This is a genomic window from Pseudomonas sp. CC6-YY-74, assembly GCF_002025205.1.
Taxonomy (GTDB): Bacteria; Pseudomonadota; Gammaproteobacteria; order Pseudomonadales; family Pseudomonadaceae; genus Aquipseudomonas; species Aquipseudomonas paeninsulae.
Window position 1 is genome coordinate 1481793 of sequence record NZ_CP019947.1, and the last position, 18575, is coordinate 1500367.

General features: G+C 60.1%; 15 protein-coding genes and 1 pseudogene. All 16 read right to left on the bottom strand.

Translation table 11 applies throughout. The annotated features are described in order from the left end of the window. Nucleotide 1: 1 nt before the first annotated feature. Complete coding sequence (gene nuoC / locus B2D37_RS06875) at nucleotides 2-1783, bottom strand: NADH-quinone oxidoreductase subunit C/D (protein WP_079202013.1); 1782 nt, start codon at nucleotides 1781-1783, stop codon at nucleotides 2-4. A gap of 36 nt (nucleotides 1784-1819) precedes the next feature. Further along, the gene (locus B2D37_RS06880; protein ID WP_079202014.1) at nucleotides 1820-2494 is read right to left on the bottom strand and encodes an NADH-quinone oxidoreductase subunit B; all 675 of its coding nucleotides are present in this window, start codon (nucleotides 2492-2494) and stop codon (nucleotides 1820-1822) included. Between the two features lie 9 nt (nucleotides 2495-2503). Further along, a pseudogene (locus B2D37_RS06885) lies at nucleotides 2504-2919 on the bottom strand (NADH-quinone oxidoreductase subunit A). A gap of 193 nt (nucleotides 2920-3112) precedes the next feature. Then, on the bottom strand, nucleotides 3113-3451 hold the full coding sequence (locus B2D37_RS06890) for a DUF190 domain-containing protein (RefSeq protein WP_079202015.1): 339 nt from the start codon (nucleotides 3449-3451) through the stop codon (nucleotides 3113-3115). 179 nt (nucleotides 3452-3630) lie between these two features. Further along, nucleotides 3631-5634, bottom strand: a complete 2004-nt coding sequence (locus B2D37_RS06895; protein WP_079202016.1) for a PhoX family phosphatase — start codon at nucleotides 5632-5634, stop codon at nucleotides 3631-3633. A 402-nt stretch (nucleotides 5635-6036) separates the two neighbouring features. Then, nucleotides 6037-7632 (bottom strand): isocitrate lyase, encoded by a 1596-nt coding sequence (locus B2D37_RS06900; RefSeq protein WP_079202017.1) that lies wholly within the window; start codon nucleotides 7630-7632, stop codon nucleotides 6037-6039. Between the two features lie 507 nt (nucleotides 7633-8139). Next, nucleotides 8140-8949, bottom strand: coding sequence for a secretin N-terminal domain-containing protein (locus tag B2D37_RS06905; RefSeq protein WP_079202018.1), 810 nt, complete (start codon nucleotides 8947-8949; stop codon nucleotides 8140-8142). Beyond that, the gene (locus B2D37_RS06910; protein WP_079202019.1) at nucleotides 8946-9584 is read right to left on the bottom strand and encodes a histone acetyltransferase HPA2; all 639 of its coding nucleotides are present in this window, start codon (nucleotides 9582-9584) and stop codon (nucleotides 8946-8948) included. The genes B2D37_RS06905 and B2D37_RS06910 overlap by 4 nt, the downstream gene beginning before the upstream one ends. A 13-nt stretch (nucleotides 9585-9597) precedes the next feature. Continuing rightward, a complete protein-coding gene (locus tag B2D37_RS06915) occupies nucleotides 9598-10023 on the bottom strand; it encodes a GNAT family N-acetyltransferase (RefSeq protein ID WP_079202020.1) in 426 nt (141 codons plus the stop codon). Beyond that, on the bottom strand, nucleotides 10016-11182 hold the full coding sequence (locus B2D37_RS06920) for a cupin domain-containing protein (protein ID WP_079202021.1): 1167 nt from the start codon (nucleotides 11180-11182) through the stop codon (nucleotides 10016-10018). Before B2D37_RS06920 ends, B2D37_RS06915 begins: the two co-directional genes overlap by 8 nt. A 77-nt stretch (nucleotides 11183-11259) precedes the next feature. Further along, a complete protein-coding gene (gene purB / locus B2D37_RS06925; protein WP_079202022.1) occupies nucleotides 11260-12630 on the bottom strand; it encodes an adenylosuccinate lyase in 1371 nt (456 codons plus the stop codon). 87 nt (nucleotides 12631-12717) lie between these two features. Further along, nucleotides 12718-13563, bottom strand: a complete 846-nt coding sequence (locus tag B2D37_RS06930) for a DMT family transporter (RefSeq protein ID WP_079204921.1) — start codon at nucleotides 13561-13563, stop codon at nucleotides 12718-12720. Nucleotides 13564-13577: 14 nt separating this feature from the next. Continuing rightward, nucleotides 13578-14198, bottom strand: coding sequence for a high frequency lysogenization protein HflD (hflD, locus tag B2D37_RS06935; RefSeq protein ID WP_079202023.1), 621 nt, complete (start codon nucleotides 14196-14198; stop codon nucleotides 13578-13580). After that, complete coding sequence (mnmA, locus tag B2D37_RS06940) at nucleotides 14195-15328, bottom strand: tRNA 2-thiouridine(34) synthase MnmA (RefSeq protein ID WP_079202024.1); 1134 nt, start codon at nucleotides 15326-15328, stop codon at nucleotides 14195-14197. The genes hflD and mnmA overlap by 4 nt, the downstream gene beginning before the upstream one ends. A gap of 62 nt (nucleotides 15329-15390) precedes the next feature. Continuing rightward, nucleotides 15391-15831 carry an NUDIX hydrolase gene (locus B2D37_RS06945; protein ID WP_079202025.1) on the bottom strand — a complete coding sequence of 147 codons (441 nt, stop codon included), beginning with the start codon at nucleotides 15829-15831 and terminating at the stop codon, nucleotides 15391-15393. 155 nt (nucleotides 15832-15986) lie between these two features. After that, nucleotides 15987-18212 carry an NADP-dependent isocitrate dehydrogenase gene (locus B2D37_RS06950; RefSeq protein WP_079202026.1) on the bottom strand — a complete coding sequence of 742 codons (2226 nt, stop codon included), beginning with the start codon at nucleotides 18210-18212 and terminating at the stop codon, nucleotides 15987-15989. Between the last annotated feature and the right edge of the window lie 363 nt (nucleotides 18213-18575).

The window sequence follows — 18575 nt, forward strand, 5'->3', positions numbered from 1 at the left end:
ATCAGCGGTCCACGTCGGCCATGACGAAGTCGATACTGCCCAGGTAGGCGATCAGGTCGGCGACCATGCTGCCCTTGATCACTGCCGGGATCTGCTGCAGGTGCGGGAAGCTCGGTGTGCGGATGCGCGTGCGGTAACTCATGGTGCCGCCGTCGCTGGTCAGGTAGTAGCTGTTGATGCCCTTGGTCGCCTCGATCATCTGAAATGCCTCATTGGCCGGCATTACCGGCCCCCAGGACACTTGCAGGAAGTGGGTGATCAGGGTTTCGATGTGCTGCAGGGTGCGCTCCTTCGGTGGCGGCGTGGTCAGCGGGTGATCGGCCTTGTACGGGCCGGCCGGCATGTTGCGCAGGCACTGTTCGATGATCCGCAGGCTCTGGCGCATCTCCTCAACGCGAATGATGCAGCGGTCGTAGGCATCGCCATTGACCGCCAGGGGAATCTCGAACTCGAAGTGCTGATAGCCGGAATAGGGCCGCGCCTTGCGCAGGTCAAAGTCCAGTCCGGTGGCGCGCAGACCCGAGCCGGTGACGCCCCATTCCAGCGCCTGCGCGGTGTTGTAGGCGGCCACGCCGATGGTGCGGCCGCGCAGAATGCTGTTCTGCAGTGCGGCTTTTTCGTACTCGTCGAGGCGCTTGGGCAGCCAGGCGACGAAGTCCTGCACCAGCTTTTCCCAGCCGCGCGGCAGGTCATGGGCAACGCCGCCGATGCGGTACCAGGCCGGGTGCATGCGAAAGCCGGTGATCGCTTCGATTACCTGGTAGGCGCGCTGGCGGTCGGTGAAGGTGAAAAACACCGGGGTCATGGCGCCGACGTCCTGGATATAGGTGCCGAGGAATAGCAGGTGGCTGTTGATGCGGAAGAATTCGGCGAGCATCACCCGGATGAAATCGACCCGCTCCGGTACCTTGATTCCGGCGAGTTTTTCCACCGCCAGCACGTAGGGCAGGTTGTTCATCACCCCGCCGAGGTAGTCGATGCGGTCGGTGTAGGGGATGAAACTGTGCCAGCTCTGGCGCTCGGCCATCTTCTCGGCGCCACGGTGGTGGTAGCCGATTTCCGGCACGCAATCGACGATTTCCTCGCCGTCCAGTTGCAGGATGATGCGAAAGGCGCCGTGGGCGGAGGGGTGGTTTGGGCCGAGGTTGAGGAACATGAAGTCCTCAACCTCGCTGTGGCGCTGCATGCCCCAGTCTTCCGGCTTGAAGCGCAGGGCTTCCTGCTCCAGGTCCTGCTTGGCGGCGGACAGGCTGTAGGGGTCGAACTCGGTGGCGCGCGCCGGATAGTCCTTGCGCAGCGGATGCCCTTCCCAGGTCGGCGGCATCATGATCCGGGTCAGGTGCGGGTGGCCGTCGAAGTGGATGCCGAACAGGTCCCAGACTTCCCGCTCGTACCAGTTGGCGTTGGCCCAGATGCGCGTGGCGCTGGGCAGCCTGAGGTCGTCTTCCTGCAGGGCGACCTTGAGCATTACATCGCTGTTGCGCTCGATCGACAGCAGGTGATAGAACACGCTGAAATCTGCTGCCGGCAGGCCGCGGCGCTGGGTGCGCAGGCGCTCGTCCATGGCGCTGAGGTCGTAGAGCATGACGTAGGGCTTAGGCACATGGCGCAGGTAGCCCAGCACCTGCAGGAGCATGTCGCGGTTGACCCAGAGCACCGGCATGCCGGTACGGGTGTCTTGCACGGTCAGGCTGTCGGCGCTGAAGCGCGCCTGCAACTCGGCGACCACATCGTTCGCGGCTGTCGGTTGGGGCAGTGCCTGTAGGGTGCTTGATGCAGTCATTGTCTCGCTCGCTATCCGTTAGCGTGGACACTCGATTCAGACGTCGTCGGGGCTGCGCAGGTTGGTCACCTGAATGCGTTCGGCGCGTCGTTGCTCGCGTTGCGAGGGCATATCGGCGCGGTAGATGCCCTGGTCGCCGACTACCCAGGATAGCGGCCGGCGCTCCTGGCCGATGGACTCCTGCAACAGCATCAGACCTTGCAGGAACGCCTCGGGCCGTGGCGGGCAGCCGGGCACGTAGACGTCTACCGGGAGAAACTTGTCGACCCCCTGGACTACCGAGTAGATGTCGTACATGCCGCCGGAGTTGGCGCAGGAGCCCATGGAAATCACCCATTTTGGCTCGAGCATCTGCTCGTAGAGGCGCTGGATGATCGGCGCCATCTTGATGAAGCAGGTGCCGGCGATGACCATGAAGTCCGCCTGGCGCGGCGAGGCGCGGATCACTTCGGCACCGAAGCGGGCGATGTCATGCGGTGCGGTGAAGGCCGTGGTCATCTCCACGTAGCAGCAGGACAGGCCGAAGTTGTAGGGCCACAGCGAGTTCTTGCGGCCCCAGTTGACCGCGTCGTTGAGCACCTCGTGCAACTTGCCCATGTAGATGTTGCGGTGCACCTGACCGGCGAGTGGGTCAGCGACGGTCTCCCGTTCGCCAATCGGGTACTGCGCATTGGCTGCGTCGGGATCGATTCGCGTGAGTGTGTACTGCATGCCCGCACCTCAAGGTTTGTGCTGGTTGGCGAGGCGTTCACGCCGCGCTTGGGGCGCCCAGTCGAGAGCACCGACGCGCGCCAGGTAAAACAGCCCGATCAGCAGAATCACGATGAACACCAAGGCCTCGATAAACCCGGGCCAGCCGCTTTCGCGTAGCGAAATGGCCCAGGCAAAGAGAAACAGGGCTTCGACATCGAAGATCACGAACAGCATCGCAACCAGATAGAACTTGGCGGAGAAGCGCAGGCGCGCGCCGCCGGTAGAAACGATGCCAGACTCGAAGGGCTCGTTCTTGCTATGCCCCCAGGCTTTGCTGCCGAGCAGGCTGGAGACCCGAGCATGAAGGCGCACAACCCAGCTACGCCCAACAGAAAAATCGCAAACCCCCAGTTATGGGCCAGGCTCGATACCACATCAGACATGTCGTACTCCTCGACAAGGATGGGTGTTGCTGACGCATCACTCCCCGTGACTGCGTCACAGCGGTTTACTCAATACTAGGCGGGCTTCAGCAACTCAGTGGCGTTCTGCTGAAAAAAACTTAAACAATGAACTTGCTCAGCTTTGTAACTGCTATTCGGGCCAGGCCGCTATTTTTGCCTGGGGAGGGCGGTTTTAGCGGGCCGGATCGGCCTCGGCCTGCTTGCCAAGGGTGCCGAATTCAACCGGCATTTTGACGTAGAACAAGGCGAGATCCTCCTCCTGCAAACGTTCGAACAGCCGAGAGCATTCCTCATCGCTGAGGACTAGGGAGACCTCCATCGGCTGATCGGCAAGCTCGAAGAAGTGGGAAGAGTGAATCCGCCCCGTGTGTCCGAAGCCCTCGACCCCGGATACCAGGGTGGCACCACGCAAATGCATCTCCTTGGCCAGGGCAACCAGCCAGTCCGCGAGCATCTTGCCCTTGTAACGGCGGTTCTGCTGAGTAAATAAAGTCACCTGATAGCCGCGCATGATTAGTCTCCGGTGAAGTGCACCAAACGCACGGCGGAGGACGAATAGGGTGCTGGCTCGCGGCCTCCCGCAGGCAACCGGGTTTCCAGGTATGCGCGCGAAAACCCGGCGTCCGCGCAGCACTCGATGCAGCGAGTGCTGACGCTTTCAGCATAGCGCCGGGCGGGGCATCTGGTCAGTTACAACAAACGCCGGCCGTCTGCGCGGGAGATGATGACGGTGGCCGAGCGGGGGCGTGTGCCAGGACCATCTGGCCAGGTGCTGAGCAGGTTGTCGGCAGTGGAGCCTTCACCAGGATGCTGAATATTGACGAACAGCGTGCGGAAGTCCGGCGTGGCGGTGATACCAGTGACTTCCGCACCCAGCGGGCCAACCAGGAAGCGTTTCATCTCTCCGGTTTTCGGGTCTGCGACCAGCATCTGGTTGTTACCGAAGGGCCCCGTGTGCAACTGGCTGCCGCTCATGTCGGTCTGGATCCACAACCGGCCTTCTTCGTCGAACCACAGGCCGTCTGGGCTGGCCAGACGGTTGTCGGCGTTCAATGGCTGTCCATTCGGACCCATGCTGTCGGTTTCCGGACCGGCCAGCAGGAACAGGCTCCAGGCGAAAGACCGTCCCGCATAGTCCTTGCTCAACTCACGCCAGCGGATGATATGGCCGAAGGGATTGGCTGAGCGGGGGTTGGCGGCATCGGCCGTGGTGCGTGAGCTGTTGTTGGTGAGGCTAAAGTAGACCTCGCCATTCTCCGGGTTGACCGCGCCCCATTCCGGTCGATCCATCTTGGTGGCGCCGACGATATCGGCGGCCAAACGGGTATTGATCAACACGTCGCCCTGATCGGCGAAGCGTACGCCAGCGGCTGTGCAGGCTCGTTGAAAGCTGTCGTCGTGAATATCCAGGGCCAGCCATTGGCCCTTGCCGCTGGCATCGAAACGGGCCACATACAGGGTGCCTTCGTCCAGCAGGCGGTCATTGCTGCGCCCAGGGCGGTATTTGTCGCGGCTGACGTACTTGTAGATGTACTCATTCTGCGAGTCATCACCGGAGTAACAGACTACCGGCCGCCCAGGCTTTACCGGGGCGAACACCAGGCCTTCGTGGGCGAAGCGGCCCAGTGCGGTGCGTTTGACCGGCACGGATTCGGGGGCGAACGGATCGATTTCAACGATCCAGCCGAAATGATTGGGTTCGTTGCGATAATCCTCATTGGCCGCTGGGGCCTTGCGTGTGGCATCGAAGCGCTCGAAGTCGTCACCGACCAGGTGATCCCAGCCGTAGCGGCTGCTGTTGCGCACGCCATAACGACTCAACTCGCGCGGCAAGGCAGCATCGGCGCTGGCAAAGTAACCGGCCCAGTTCTCTTCGCAGGTCAGGTAGGTGCCCCAGGGGGTGAAGCCATTGGCGCAGTTATTCTGCGTACCACGAGTGGCATTGCCATCCGGGCTGTAGCGGGTCCGCAGCAGGGCATGTCCACGGGCTGGGCCGCGGATCTGCATGGGCGTTGCGGCGGTGACGCGACGGTTGCGGGCGCTCGGCATAACCTCCCAACCACCTTGCAGGTTGCGGCGGATTTCCACCACCGAGACCCCATGAGCATTGATTTCCTTACGCACTTCCTCGGCGCTGACACGCTTGCCCGCGACCACAGTCGGGCCGTTGGGATGGAGCAATCCGGCATCGATATATTCATGATTGAGCACGAGCAAACCGTGGTCGCTGATGCGGCCTTTACCACTCTGGGCATCGATGGGGAAGAAATGCATGCCGTCGTGGTTCATGCCGACTTGCTCGGCCTGATCCTGGGCGCTGTTGCCGGCATTCTCGAGAAATGCCGGGTAGCTGCCAGTGATCGGCGTACCCCAGGGAATGAACGGCGTGGCACGGTAGCCGGCAGGGACGCTGACCGTGTCGGTACGGGTCACGGCCAGCGCATCGAACGGCAGTCGAGTTCGGCGTTTGAAGGGTAGGCCGGCCAGGTCCTCGCCAGCGGGTTGCGCGGCTTGCGCCAGGGCGGGCAGGGCACTGCCGAGAAAGGCCAGGACACCCAGCCCTGTGCCTCCTGCCAGGACCTGGCGGCGGCTCAGGCCATTGATCAGAGTATCGATATGCGGGTTATTCGAATGGTTGCTGGGCAATTCATCGCCACTGCCAAACAGCAGCACGTTGTCATCTTCATGATTCATCGAGAACTCCTCTGGAGAGGGTGATTGGCGGAGCCTTGACGTTAACCGGAGAAGACGACGGAAGCATGACAGTGCTTGGGTGGCGAGGCACAAGCACCGTTTGGTGCGCATACGGCCCGGCGGGCCGAACGAAATGCCCTGTTGCAAGCGCTCCAGCGAACTGCTGTGAGCCGGCTAATGGCGAAGTCCAGCAGTGCAACGCGAACTCGCCGCCGATACGCGCCGCTGCCGCAGTCCGGCTATCCATAACTTCGGATCGCCAACCCGTTGGCGCCTACGAAGAGCATCAGCCGATGAAACAGATTATGGGGATATAACGAGAAAGCCCCGGTATCGCTACCGGGGCTTTCTCGTAACAGGCTCAGTCAGACGCGTGGTCCTGACCGAGTAAACCAATGGTTATTAGCCGAACTGGTTCATGGTGTTGTCTTTGCCGCTGGCTTTCAGAGCGGCTTCGCCAGCGAAGTACTCTTTATGGTTGTCGCCAATGTCGGAACCGGCCATGTTCTGGTGCTTGACGCAGGCGATGCCTTGACGCAGCTCTTCGCGCTGCACGCCTTTGACGTAGGCCAGCATGCCTTGCTCGGCGAAGTAACCTTTGGCCAGGTTGTCGGTCGACAGCGCGGCGGTGTGGTACGTCGGCAGGGTGATCAGGTGGTGGAAGATACCCGCCTGAGCCGAACTGTCGCGTTGGAAGGTGCGGATCATTTCGTCTGCACGAACAGCCAGGTCAGTTTCGTCGTAGTCAATGCTCATCAGTTTGGCGCGGTCGTAGGCAGATACGTCTTTGCCTTCGCCAGCCATGATGTCGAACATTTGCTGACGGAAGTTCAGTGTCCAGTTGAAGGACGGGCTGTTGTTGTAGACCAGCTTGGCGTTCGGGATCACTTTGCGGATCTCGTTAACCATGGCTGCGATCTGACCAACGTGCGGCTTCTCGGTTTCGATCCACAGCAGGTCGGCACCGTTCTGCAGCGAGGTGATGCTGTCGAGTACGCAGCGCTCTTCACCCGTGCCCTTGCGGAACTGGAACAGGTTGCTTGGCAGACGCTTGGGACGCAGCAGCTTGCCTTCGCGGTTGAGTACCACGTCGCCGTTTTTCAGGTCGGAGGCAGAGACTTCTTCGCAATCGAGGAACGAGTTGTACTGGTCGCCCAGGTCGCCCGGCTCGTTGGTTACAGCGATCTGCTTGGTCAGGCCGGCACCCAGGGAGTCAGTCCGCGCAACGATCACACCGTTGTCGATACCCATCTCAAGGAAGGCGTAACGCACAGCATTGATCTTGGCCAGGAAGTCGGCGTGAGGAACGGTAACTTTACCGTCCTGGTGACCGCACTGCTTCTCATCAGAAACCTGGTTTTCGATCTGAATGCAGCAAGCGCCTGCTTCGATCATGCGCTTGGCCAACAGGTAGGTGGCTTCCGGGTTACCGAAGCCAGCGTCGATGTCGGCGATGATCGGTACTACGTGGGTTTCGTAGTTGTCGATCTGATTCTGCAGGTCAGCGACTTTGGCTTTGTCGCCAGCTTCGCGAGCGGCGTCCATCGCAGTGAACAGCAGGTCCAGTTCGCGGGCGTCAGCCTGGCGCAGGAAGGTGTACAGCTCTTCAATCAGGTCGGAGACCGAGGTTTTCTCATGCATGGACTGGTCCGGCAGTGGGCCGAACTCGGAACGCAGAGCAGCAACCATCCAGCCGGACAGGTAGAGGTAGCGCTTGTTGGTGGTCTTCAAGTGCTTTTTGATCGAAATCAGCTTCTGCTGACCGATGAAGCCATGCCAGCAGCCCAGGGACTGGGTGTAGACGGAGGAGTCGGCATCGTACTCGGCCATGTCTTTGCGCATGATATCGGCGGTGTACTGCGCGATTTCCAGACCGGTCTTGAAGCGGTTCTGAGTGCGCATGCGAGCCACGGATTCCGGGTTGATCGCGCTCCAGCTGCTGCCGTTGATCTCTTTCAGAGCGGCGACTGCCTTGATGTCGTTTTGATAAGCTGACATGGTCAATCCTTCAAAGTATGTGTTTGGTTGAGCACCGGCTTTCCCACTCAAAACCTGCGAAGGTCATGGTGCGGGGGCTCACAACAGTACGAGAGATATTGACCAGGGCGCAGTTGTAACTGGGAGGAGGGGGGACGAAACGAACAGTGCGAATGGCTTCAGCTGCTGCAAATGACCAAGTCATTTGGCGTTTACCGGATCAAAGATGCCGTTGGACGACTCAGTGGCTGTAACTGTCTGCTGGCTGCTACGTTGAAGCGCTTCCCCGTCCCTCAGGACAACTTCGTTCCAGTCGCAATCTCGTCGAACTGCCTTGTGGGCTTTACAACACGAATCGGTTCTGGCGGTAAGCTGGAACACGATTCGGAGACCCTTTCCAGGGCCCCTGATTAGCGGGAGCGAGGCCATGATGCCTCTGCTAAAAGTGTTCGTCAAACGTTTTGTAGTGCTTTTTCACGACTACTACATAAGTATTACGACGACCGGAGAGTCAGTTATGGGCAGGTTTTAGTCGACAATCTCGACCTTGACCCGCAGCGTCATGTCCTCACGCCCCTGGGTCGAACGGTGGCGCAGCAAGCCGCCTTGCTCGGTCTGGCTCTGCTGGTTAACACCGCCGATGCTGATCCATTCCCCAAGCCGGCCACTGACCCGGGTATCGGTGCTTTGGATGTCGATCACACCGGGCCGCGACTCGCTCAGTCGGTCACGGTTGCTGCTGATATTGATATGCACGATCTCCCCCGTCAGGCTGGCGGTCACATAGAAACCGCGGGTGACGTCGCGGTATTCGGTGTTGTTGTACACCTGGCCATAGGAATCGGTGCTGGTTGACCTGAGGGGCACACTTTGGCCAACCTGGATCAGCGCCGGGTAGCCTTCGTTGGCTTGCACCTGCTGAGTGCCACCGCCACGGCTATCGGTAGAGCGGCTGATGATGCGCACCTGGTCATGACCGTTGGTTTCGCCCCGACCAATCTGTACCTGGGCATTGCCGGCACTGAGCGTGCCGTCGGCACGATAGCCGCGGTCGTTCTGGTAGCTGGACTCAGAGCTGTCGACACTTATCAGCAGGCGGCGTGGGCGGGTGTCCAGTTGTTCGAGTAACTGGCGGATTTCTTCGATCTTGGTCGGCGTGGCGTTGACAATCAACTGGTTGCCATAGGCATTGACGCGGCCATCCCTGCCAAGTACCGACTGGACTACCGGCAATACATCTTCGGCGGTGCGGTAGCTCAGCGGGATGACCTCGGTGGCTGCATGGAGGGGCAGGACAATGCTGAACAGCAGGGCCGCGAGCAGGTTACTCGCGCTCATAACAGTAAGTTCCTTATATCCGGGTCAGTGATGCTGGTTTGCCAGGCCTGATCGAATTGAGCCTGACGCAAGCGCACGCGGGCGGGATCCTGATAGAGCGCATAGCCGGCAGATTGCGCGGGTTGCGGGCGCAGCAGCAAGCCGCGGTCGTCGGCCAGTAAAAAGGCCACCTCCTCACTGGGGTAGTCCGGATGCAGCTTGCGAATATGCAGGTTGCTTGACAGTCGGCGCGATAAACCAAGCAGGCGGTGGCCCTGTTTAACCGCCCGCGTAATGTCTTTGACCAGGATGCGCAGGTGATTCTTCGGGCTGGCCACTAGGAAGCGTGTGCAGGCCTCCTGAATGCTGCTGTGATGGTACAGCCAGGGTTCCAGGTCGGCGCTGTAGATGCATAGGCTACGCTGGGCTTGCTGGAACATGGCCAGTGCGTGGGCACGGGCCATCTCGGGATGATTGAAGCGCTCCAGCGTCAGGTGTTCGCCGAGGATGAACGGCGCCGGTTCTGCCAGAGGGTTTTCCGCCAGGACAGATGCGGGGTTGAGCACGGCAAAACGCCCCGGCGACTGAAACTCGATGGCGGGAAGCTCTGCTGGCTCGTTGCTCTCGGTTGCGTCTGACGGGGCGTTTTCGTTCATCCTGACCTCGCGGCTATTGGCTGTTGCGCACCATATCGATATGGGAAATGCCGGCGTCAAGGTATTCGCCGCTGACAATGGTAAAGCCAAGCCTTTCATAGAAAGGGGTGGCCTGCACCTGGGCGCTGAGCATTTGTTGCTGCAGACCACGCTTTTCCGCTTCGGCGATCACCGCGCGTAGCAGGGCATCGCCGACTTTCAGGCCACGCCAGTCCTTGAGTACCGAAACCCGACCAATATGCCCGTCCGGTAGCAGGCGTGCGGTACCGATCGGGTAATTGCCTTCGTAGGCGAGAAAGTGCAATGCCTCGGCATCTTCGGCATCCCATTCGAGTTCCGGCGGCACCTCTTGCTCGGCAATGAATACCGTCGAGCGAATGCGCCGCAGCTCGGCGTTGTCCTTTTGCCAATCGGCCAGGCGGACGTGAATGCTATTCATCAGCAAACTCCAGGCTACCCTGCTTGGCCAGCTCCAGAAGTAGATTACGCCCCTCATCATCGGCCAGCCATGGGCCAAGGTTGTTTATATGTAACGCGTCGGCCGAGCAGATCAGCTTCAGCAGTTCGCGCTGACCGGCAGACAGCAGGCGGCTCTGGCCACTGGCAAACAGCACCAGGTCTTCGCCCACTTCGGACCAGGCCAGGCGTGCGCTGGGGTTGCGGATCAACACGGCGCCGTCTTCCAGGCTACCGAGGAAAACGTTCTCGTCGATCTCGATAGTGGCGATCAGTTCGGGGTAGCGCGGCTCGGTCATGAACTGGCCGAACCAGGTCATCAACAGGCGCTCATCGCTCATGTGCTCATTGAGCAGGGCTTTCAAACGATCCAAGGCGTCACGCTGAATCTGATGCGGATCGCTGGTCGGCTGCGCATCGGCGTCGCTGTAGCGCTCCTCGTCGGGCAGAAACTGGCCGAGAAAGTCGGTGAAATGGGTCAGTACTTCAGCGGCGCTAGGCGCACGGAAGCCTACGGAATAGGTCATACAATCATCCTCAGCGGTACCACAGTGGGCCAGGAGCGGCGGCAGATAGAGCATGTCGCCGGGCTCCAGTACCCATTCTTCAGTTTTTGCGAATTCGGCAAGGATCTTCAGGTCCGCGTGTTGCAGTAATGGGCTATCGGAGTTGCACATCTGGCCGACCTGCCAGCGGCGCTTGCCGTAGCCCTGCAGCAGGAACACATCGTAATTGTCGAAGTGCGGACCAACGCCGCCGCCAGGTGCGGCAAAGCTGATCATCACGTCGTCGATGCGCCACTTGGGCAGAAACTTGAACTCTTCGAGTAATTCGGCCACTTCCGGCACGAACTGATCGACGGCTTGCACGAGCAACGTCCAGTCGCGCTCCGGCAGTTGGGCGAAGGCGTCTTCGGCGAAAGGGCCGCGGCGCAATTCCCATGGGCGCTCGCCGTGTTCGATGACCAGGCGCGACTCGATTTCCTCTTCCAGGGCCAGGCCAGCCAGTTCGTCCGGCGAGATCGGGCTCTCGAAGCCGGGCATGGCCTGGCGCACCAGCAGGGGTTTCTTCTGCCAGTAGTCGCGCAGGAATTCACGGGCCGTAAGGCCACCCAACAGCTGCAGTGGAGTATCAGGATTCATCGCTAAGCCCTTGAAATAAATAAAAGCCCAAAAATAAAAACGCCCGGCACTGCCGGGCGTGCAAGGGACTTGGTCGGTTAAATGCGCTTGGCCTGAGCGATTGCGTTGCCGATGTAGTTGGCTGGGGTCAGCAACTTCAGTTCGGCTTTGGCCGCGGCCGGCATATCGAGGCCATCGATGAACGTCTGCAGCGCTTCGGCGCTGATACCCTTGCCGCGAGTCAGCTCTTTGAGCTTCTCGTAGGGGTTTTCGATGGCGTAGCGGCGCATGACCGTCTGGATCGGCTCGGCAAGCACTTCCCAACAGGCATCCAGATCATTAGCAATACGTTGAGCATTGAGCTCCAACTTACTGATTCCCTTGAGGCTTGCTTCATAAGCGATAACGCTATGGGCGAAGCCGACGCCAAGGTTGCGCAGTACGGTGGAGTCGGTCAGGTCACGCTGCCAGCGCGAGATCGGCAACTTGCTGGCCAGGTGCTGGAACAGTGCGTTGGCGATACCCAGGTTGCCTTCGGAGTTTTCGAAGTCGATCGGGTTGACCTTGTGTGGCATGGTCGAGGAGCCAATTTCACCAGCGATGGTGCGCTGCTTGAAATAGCCCAGGGAGATATAGCCCCAGATATCGCGATCGAAATCGATCAGGATGGTGTTGAAGCGGGCGATGGCGTCGAACAGCTCGGCGATGTAATCGTGCGGCTCGATCTGGGTGGTGTAGGGGTTGAACTGCAGGCCCAGGTCGCCTTCGATAAAGGCGCGGGCGTTGGCTTCCCAGTCGATCTGCGGGTAGGCCGACAGGTGAGCGTTGTAGTTACCTACGGCGCCATTGATCTTGCCCAGCAGCGGCACAGCCGCCACCTGGGCGATCTGCCGCTCGAGGCGATAGACCACGTTGGCCAGTTCTTTGCCGAGGGTGGTCGGCGAGGCTGGTTGGCCGTGGGTGCGCGAGAGCATTGGCACGTCGGCGAACTTCACCGCCAGCTCACGGATAGCTTCGGCAGTCTGGCGCATCAGCGGCAACAGTACGTCATCGCGACCTTCACGCAGCATCAGCGCGTGGGACAGGTTGTTGATGTCCTCGCTGGTGCAGGCGAAGTGGATGAACTCGCTGACGTTATCCAGTTCCGGCAGCTTGGCGGCCTGTTCCTTGAGCAGGTATTCCACGGCCTTGACGTCGTGGTTGGTGGTGCGCTCGATCTCTTTTACGCGTTCGGCGTGCTCGATGGCGAAGTTGTCCGCCAGCTCGTTGAGGACGGCCTGGGCTTCGGCCGAGAAGGCTGGGACTTCGCCGATGCCTTCGTGGGCGGCCAGGCGTTGCAACCAACGCACCTCAACCATGACGCGAAAACGGATCAGGCCGTATTCGCTGAAAATCGGGCGCAGGGCGCTGGTTCTGCCGGCATAGCGGCCATCAACGGGGGAAACCGCGGTGAGCGAGGAAAGCTGCATGGGAGGCGTTCTCGGACAATCGGGCGACGAAAAGGGCGCATATCATACATTAAATCACCGCTCTGGCCGCGTTTGCTCGATAGCCGTTCAGCGGCTGCGGCGGGCAATCGACAGAAGGCTGGAGGCAAAAATCAGAGCGGCCCCGATCAGTGAGGTCAGATCCGGGGTTTCGCCCCAGCGCAGCCAGGCAATCAAACCGGCAAAAACGATGGCCAGGTAGGCAAAGGGCCCAATCAGCCCAGGTGGCGCCATGCCGTAGGCCTTGGACATGATGATCTGGCTGGTGGTGGCAAGTAGGCCGATTCCCAGCAACAGCCTTAACTCATGATTGCTCAAGGGCTGCCAGGCCCAGCTCAGCGGGATTGCCGAGGCCAGCGCGCTGAATAGGGCGAAATAAAATACGATGCGGTAAGCCGGTTCGGTATCGCTCATCTCGCGAATGGAGACAAAGGCAAACGCCGCCAGAACGCTGGCTGACATGCCGATCAAGGTATTGCCACCGAGCAAGGCAGTCGAGGGCTTGGCCACCAGCAATACGCCGAGCAAGCCGATACAGGTCGTCAGCAGAATCCGTTTGCTCAGGGGCTCCTTCAGCCACCACCAGGCGATCAGAGGGGTGAACAGTGGGGCCGAGTAAGTGAACAGCATGGCGTCAGCCAGGGGCAGGTGGGCAATTGCGTAAAAGAAGCAGTACATCGCCGCCAGGCCATAGCTGGTACGCCAAAGATGCGACTTGATGCGCGTGGTTTTGAGTGGGCCCACACCTCTGAGCAGGATCAGCGGCAAAAAGAACAGCACGCCGACCAGGTTGCGAAAAAACACCACCGATTCATTGTTGACGCTGCCGGAGACCTCACGAATGCCGACGCCCATCAGCGAGAACAGCAGCGCCGATAGCGCCAGCAGCGCGGCGCCCTGCATGGGTTTGACCATGCGGGTGGTCACGGTTAACCGCGCAACAGCGGGTAAAGTTCCTTGAGCAGCTTGCTGCGGCTGAATACCAGTTGCCAGCGGTGGCCGCCGAGTTGACGCCACAGCCGTGCCGAGCGAATGCCTGCAAGCAGCAGGGCGCGAATCTTCGAGGCGTTGCTCGGTTGTTGCAGGTGACGCATGTCGCCCTGGACCTGGATGCGCTGACGGAAGGTGCTGATGGTGTCCTCGTAAAGGCTGCCGCAGGCGGCGATGACGTTTTCATGCGCCAGGCCGAAATGACCGACCTGGTTCTGAATCTGGTCCAGGCGGCTGCCCATTACCTGGAGCATGTCGTCGCGCTTGGCCAGTTGCCTTTCCAGCCCGAGCAGTGCCAGTGCGTAACGCAATGGTTCGCGCTGCAGGCTGGCCGGGTCGCGCTCCAGAGAACTGATCAGGGCGCGATAACCGTCGCGCAGGTTGAGGTCGTCACCACCATAGACGGCCAGGGTGCTTTGCGGGTCGCGCTCCAGCAGACTACCCAGCAGGCATGCCACTCCCGGCTCACCCACCTGGCCGGTCTTGGCCAGTTTATCGACCAGCACTGCGGCCTCGAAAACCGCACCCAGTGCGACCAGTTGTTCCTGCGTTGGACTCATGGATGCTTATCCTTGCTGCTCCAGGGTTCTGCTGTTTCGATCACGCCGCCGCCGAGGCAGACTTCGCCGTCGTAGAACACCACTGACTGGCCGGGGGTGACCGCGCGTTGCGGCATGGCAAAACTGGCGCGATAGCCATTGACGGTTTTTTCCAGGGTGCAAGCTTGGTCGCCTTGGCGGTAGCGCACCTTGGCCGTTAGCCGGCGTGGTTCGTTGAGTTCAATCGGATTGACCCAGTACATGTGCGAAGCGAGCAGGGCGCTGGAAAACAGCCAGGGGTGATCATTGCCCTGACCGACGACCAGTACATTGCGCTCCAGGTCTTTCTGCAGCACGTACCAGGGTTCCTCGCTGGCGTCTTTCAAGCCACCGATTCCCAGGCCCTGGCGCTGGCCAATGGTGTGGTACATCAGGCCATGGTGACGACCGATGACTTCGCCTTCGGTGGTTTCGATATCGCCGGGCTGGGCCGGCAGATACTGTTTGAGAAAGTCGCTGAAGCGGCGTTCGCCGATAAAGCAGATGCCGGTGGAGTCTTTCTTCTTCGCCGTGGCCAACTGGTGCTTCTCGGCGATGGCGCGCACTGCCGGTTTTTCCAGCTCACCGACAGGGAATAGAGTCTTGGCGATCTGCTCGCTGCCGACGGCATGCAGGAAGTAGCTCTGATCCTTGTTCGGATCGAGCCCCTTGAGCAGTTCGGTGCGGCCGGAGCTATCGCGGCGGCGCACGTAGTGGCCGGTGGCGATCAGGTCGGCGCCGAGCGCCAGGGCGTAGTCAAGGAAGGCTTTGAACTTGATTTCGCGGTTGCACAGGATGTCCGGGTTGGGCGTGCGCCCGGCCTTGTATTCGGCAAGAAAATGCTCGAATACGTTGTCCCAATACTCTGCCGCGAAGTTGGCTGTGTGCAGCTTGATACCGATTTTGTCGCACACGGCCTGGGCATCGGCCAGATCATCCATGGCGGTGCAGTATTCGGTGCCGTCGTCTTCGTCCCAGTTCTTCATGAACAGGCCTTCGACCTGATAACCCTGTTCGAGCAGCAGCAGGGCGGAAACGGAGGAGTCCACGCCGCCGGACATGCCGACTATGACGCGTTGCTGTTCTGGACTGGGGAGGGCTGGATCACGCATGGGGGTGTCTGCACAAAAGACGGAATTCTAACAGGCTGGCGGTGCCAAGGCTAAGGCGGGATTCAATCACGGATCAGTTCCAGGTCATGCAGCGGACCAGCGAGGTAGTCGTCAATGCAGCGCAGGACCAGCTCGCTACGCCAGCGCTCTGGCTGGGTGGACAATTCATCACGGGTCAGCCAGGACGCGCCGACGATGCCGGTGTCCAGGCTACGCTCTGGGTTATGTCGTAGCGGTTTGGCGACAAAGCAGACGCGCTGATAGGTCACGCCATTGCTCGGCGCGGTATACAGATAAATACCGACGATGCCGGTGAGTTCGACATCCCAGCCGGTTTCTTCGAGGGTCTCGCGCACAGCCGCCTCGCGCAGGGTTTCGTTGGCTTCAAGATGGCCCGCGGGCTGATTGAAGACCAGACGTCCGCCCTTGAGCTCTTCGACGAGGAGAAAGCGGCCCTGATTTTCGACAATAGTGGCAACGGTGATATGGGGGTGCCAATCCATGTGTGTGCCTTGTAGGAGTTGGTTGAGCATGGCGGGCGCAGGTCGCGGCGACCGCTATGCGCTGCATTCGCTGTACCTGGGTGCACAAGCAGAAACCCCGGCACGTGGCCGGGGCTTCTGGTCATGCGGCGCGGTCAAGCGCCAGGTGTTGCACCTTAAAGCAGCGAGGCGATCGCAGCGTTGAAGGTTGGGCTCGGGCGCATGACTTTGCTGGTCAACTCCGGGCTAGAGCGGTAGTAGCCGGCGATGTCTACCGGCGAGCCTTGAACGGCGCTGAGCTCGGCAATGATGGTTGCTTCATTGTCGGCCAGGGTTTTTGCCAGCGGGCCGAAGTGCGCTTGCAAAGCGCTGTCTGCAGTCTGCGCAGCCAGCTCCTGTGCCCAGTACAGCGCCAGGTAGAAGTGGCTGCCACGGTTGTCCAGCTCGCCGGTTTTACGTGACGGCGACTTGTTGTTGTCGAGCAGCTTGCCGGTGGCGGCATCTAGGGTTTTACCCAGCAGCTTGGCGCGCTGGTTGTTGTTCTTGATGCCGGTTTCTTCCAGGGAAACTGCCAGGGCCAGGAACTCGCCGAGCGAGTCCCAGCGCAGGTGGTTCTCTTCGATCAGCTGCTGCACGTGTTTCGGCGCCGAACCACCGGCACCCGTTTCGTACATGCCGCCACCCGCCATCAGTGGCACGATGGACAGCATCTTGGCCGAAGTACCCAGCTCCATGATCGGGAACAGGTCGGTCAGATAATCGCGCAGCACGTTACCGGTCACCGAGATGGTGTCCTGGCCGCGAATCAGGCGCTCCATGCTGATGCGGATGGCTTCGTTGTAACCCATGAGGCGAATGTCCAGGCCGCTCAGGTCGTATTCCTGCAGGTAGGCTTCAACCTTCTTCTGCAATTGCAGATCGTGAGCGCGCTCCGGGTCGAGCCAGAAGATAGTCGGCGTGTTGGATTGGCGGGCGCGGGTAACGGCCAGCTTGACCCAGTCGCGAATTGCCGCGTCCTTGGTCTGGCAGGCACGCCAAATGTCACCCGCTTCGACTTCGTGCTGCATCACTACGGTGCCGTCAGCCAGAACCACGCGCATGCTGCCATCGGCAGTCATTTCAAAGGTCTTGTCGTGGGAGCCGTACTCTTCGGCTTTCTGCGCCATCAGGCCGACGTTCGGCACGGTGCCCATGGTGGTCGGGTCGAACGCGCCGTTGGTTTTGCAGAAGTTGATCATCTCCTGGTAGATGCGGGCGTAGGTGCTTTCCGGCATCACCGCTTTGGTGTCCTTCAGCTTGCCGTCTTTGCCCCACATCTGCCCGGAGCTGCGAATCATCGCCGGCATCGAGGCATCGACGATCACGTCGCTTGGGATGTGCAGGTTGGTGATGCCCTTGACCGAATCGACCATGGCCATTTCCGGACGATCGCTGTAGCAAGCGTGGATATCGTGCAGGATCTCTTCCTGCTGGGAGGCGGGCAGGGACTTGATCTTGTCGTAGACGCTGCTAATGCCGTTGTTCGGATTGACGCCGAGTTCAGCAAATAGAGCCGCATGCTTATCGAAGGCTCCCTTGTAGTAAACGCTGACCGCGTGGCCGAAGACGATCGGGTGGGACACCTTCATCATGGTGGCTTTAACGTGCAGCGACCACATCACACCGGTTTCTTTGCAGTCCTGCAACGTGGCCTCGAAGAAATCGCGCAGCTTGCGGCAGCTCATGAACATGCCGTCGAACACTTCGCCTTCCTGCAGGGCAAGCTGTTTTTTCACTTCGACCTTGCCGTCCTTGCCAACGAACTCGATGCGCACGTCACCGGCTTTGTCCATGGTGATCGATTGTTCGCTGGAGAAGAAGTCGCCGCCGCGCATGTAGTCGGCATGGGACTGGGAGGCCATGCTCCACTTGCCCATCGAATGCGGGTGCTTGCGGGCGAAGGCCTTGACCGCGGCAGGGGCACGACGGTCAGAGTTGCCTTCACGCAGGACCGGGTTCACTGCGCTACCGAGGATCTTGCTGTAACGCGCACGGGCTTGTTGCTCTGCCTCGGTCTGCGGATCTTCCGGAAAGTCAGGGATGTTGTAGCCCTGAGCCTGCAACTCTGCGATGGCACCTTTGAGTTGCGGTACCGAGGCGCTGATATTGGGCAGCTTGATGATATTGGCTTCTGGGTCGGTAGCCAGAACAGCCAGTTTGGCAAGGTCGTCCTGAACGCGCTTGTCAGCATCCAGATGCTCGGCAAAGCTCGCAAGGATGCGCCCGGCAAGAGAGATGTCGCTGGTTTCGACGGCTATGTCAGCGCTTGCCGCGAAAGCTTCTACAATTGGCAGAAGCGAATAGGTGGCAAGGGCTGGAGCTTCATCGGTGAAGGTATAGATGATCTTCGAACGGTTGGACATTTTGGATTAACTCTCTTCTTTGCTAAGCGAGCACAGAATCTCGAGATGCGCAGGTAGGCGCGTTCGCTCAAAGGCGTCAATGAGCCGAAAGTCGAGGATTTGCCGCAGTGATGTTGGATGCACCAGTAGAGCGTTGAGCAGTTGAACGGTTGAGTCACGGTAGTAACTCGGCCGGTTCAAAGGGCCGGCTGTCTCGTTCAAGACAGGTAAACCCCCTATGACTCGTTAGCCACGGCGCGCAGTATACCATCGCACTAAGGTGCTGAAGAATGCCCTTACCCCTATAGACGAAGGAACAGGTAGTCTCGCCCGAATCAAGTGGGTTACGCTCGGGAGTACACGATTTTTAACCACAAAGCGGAG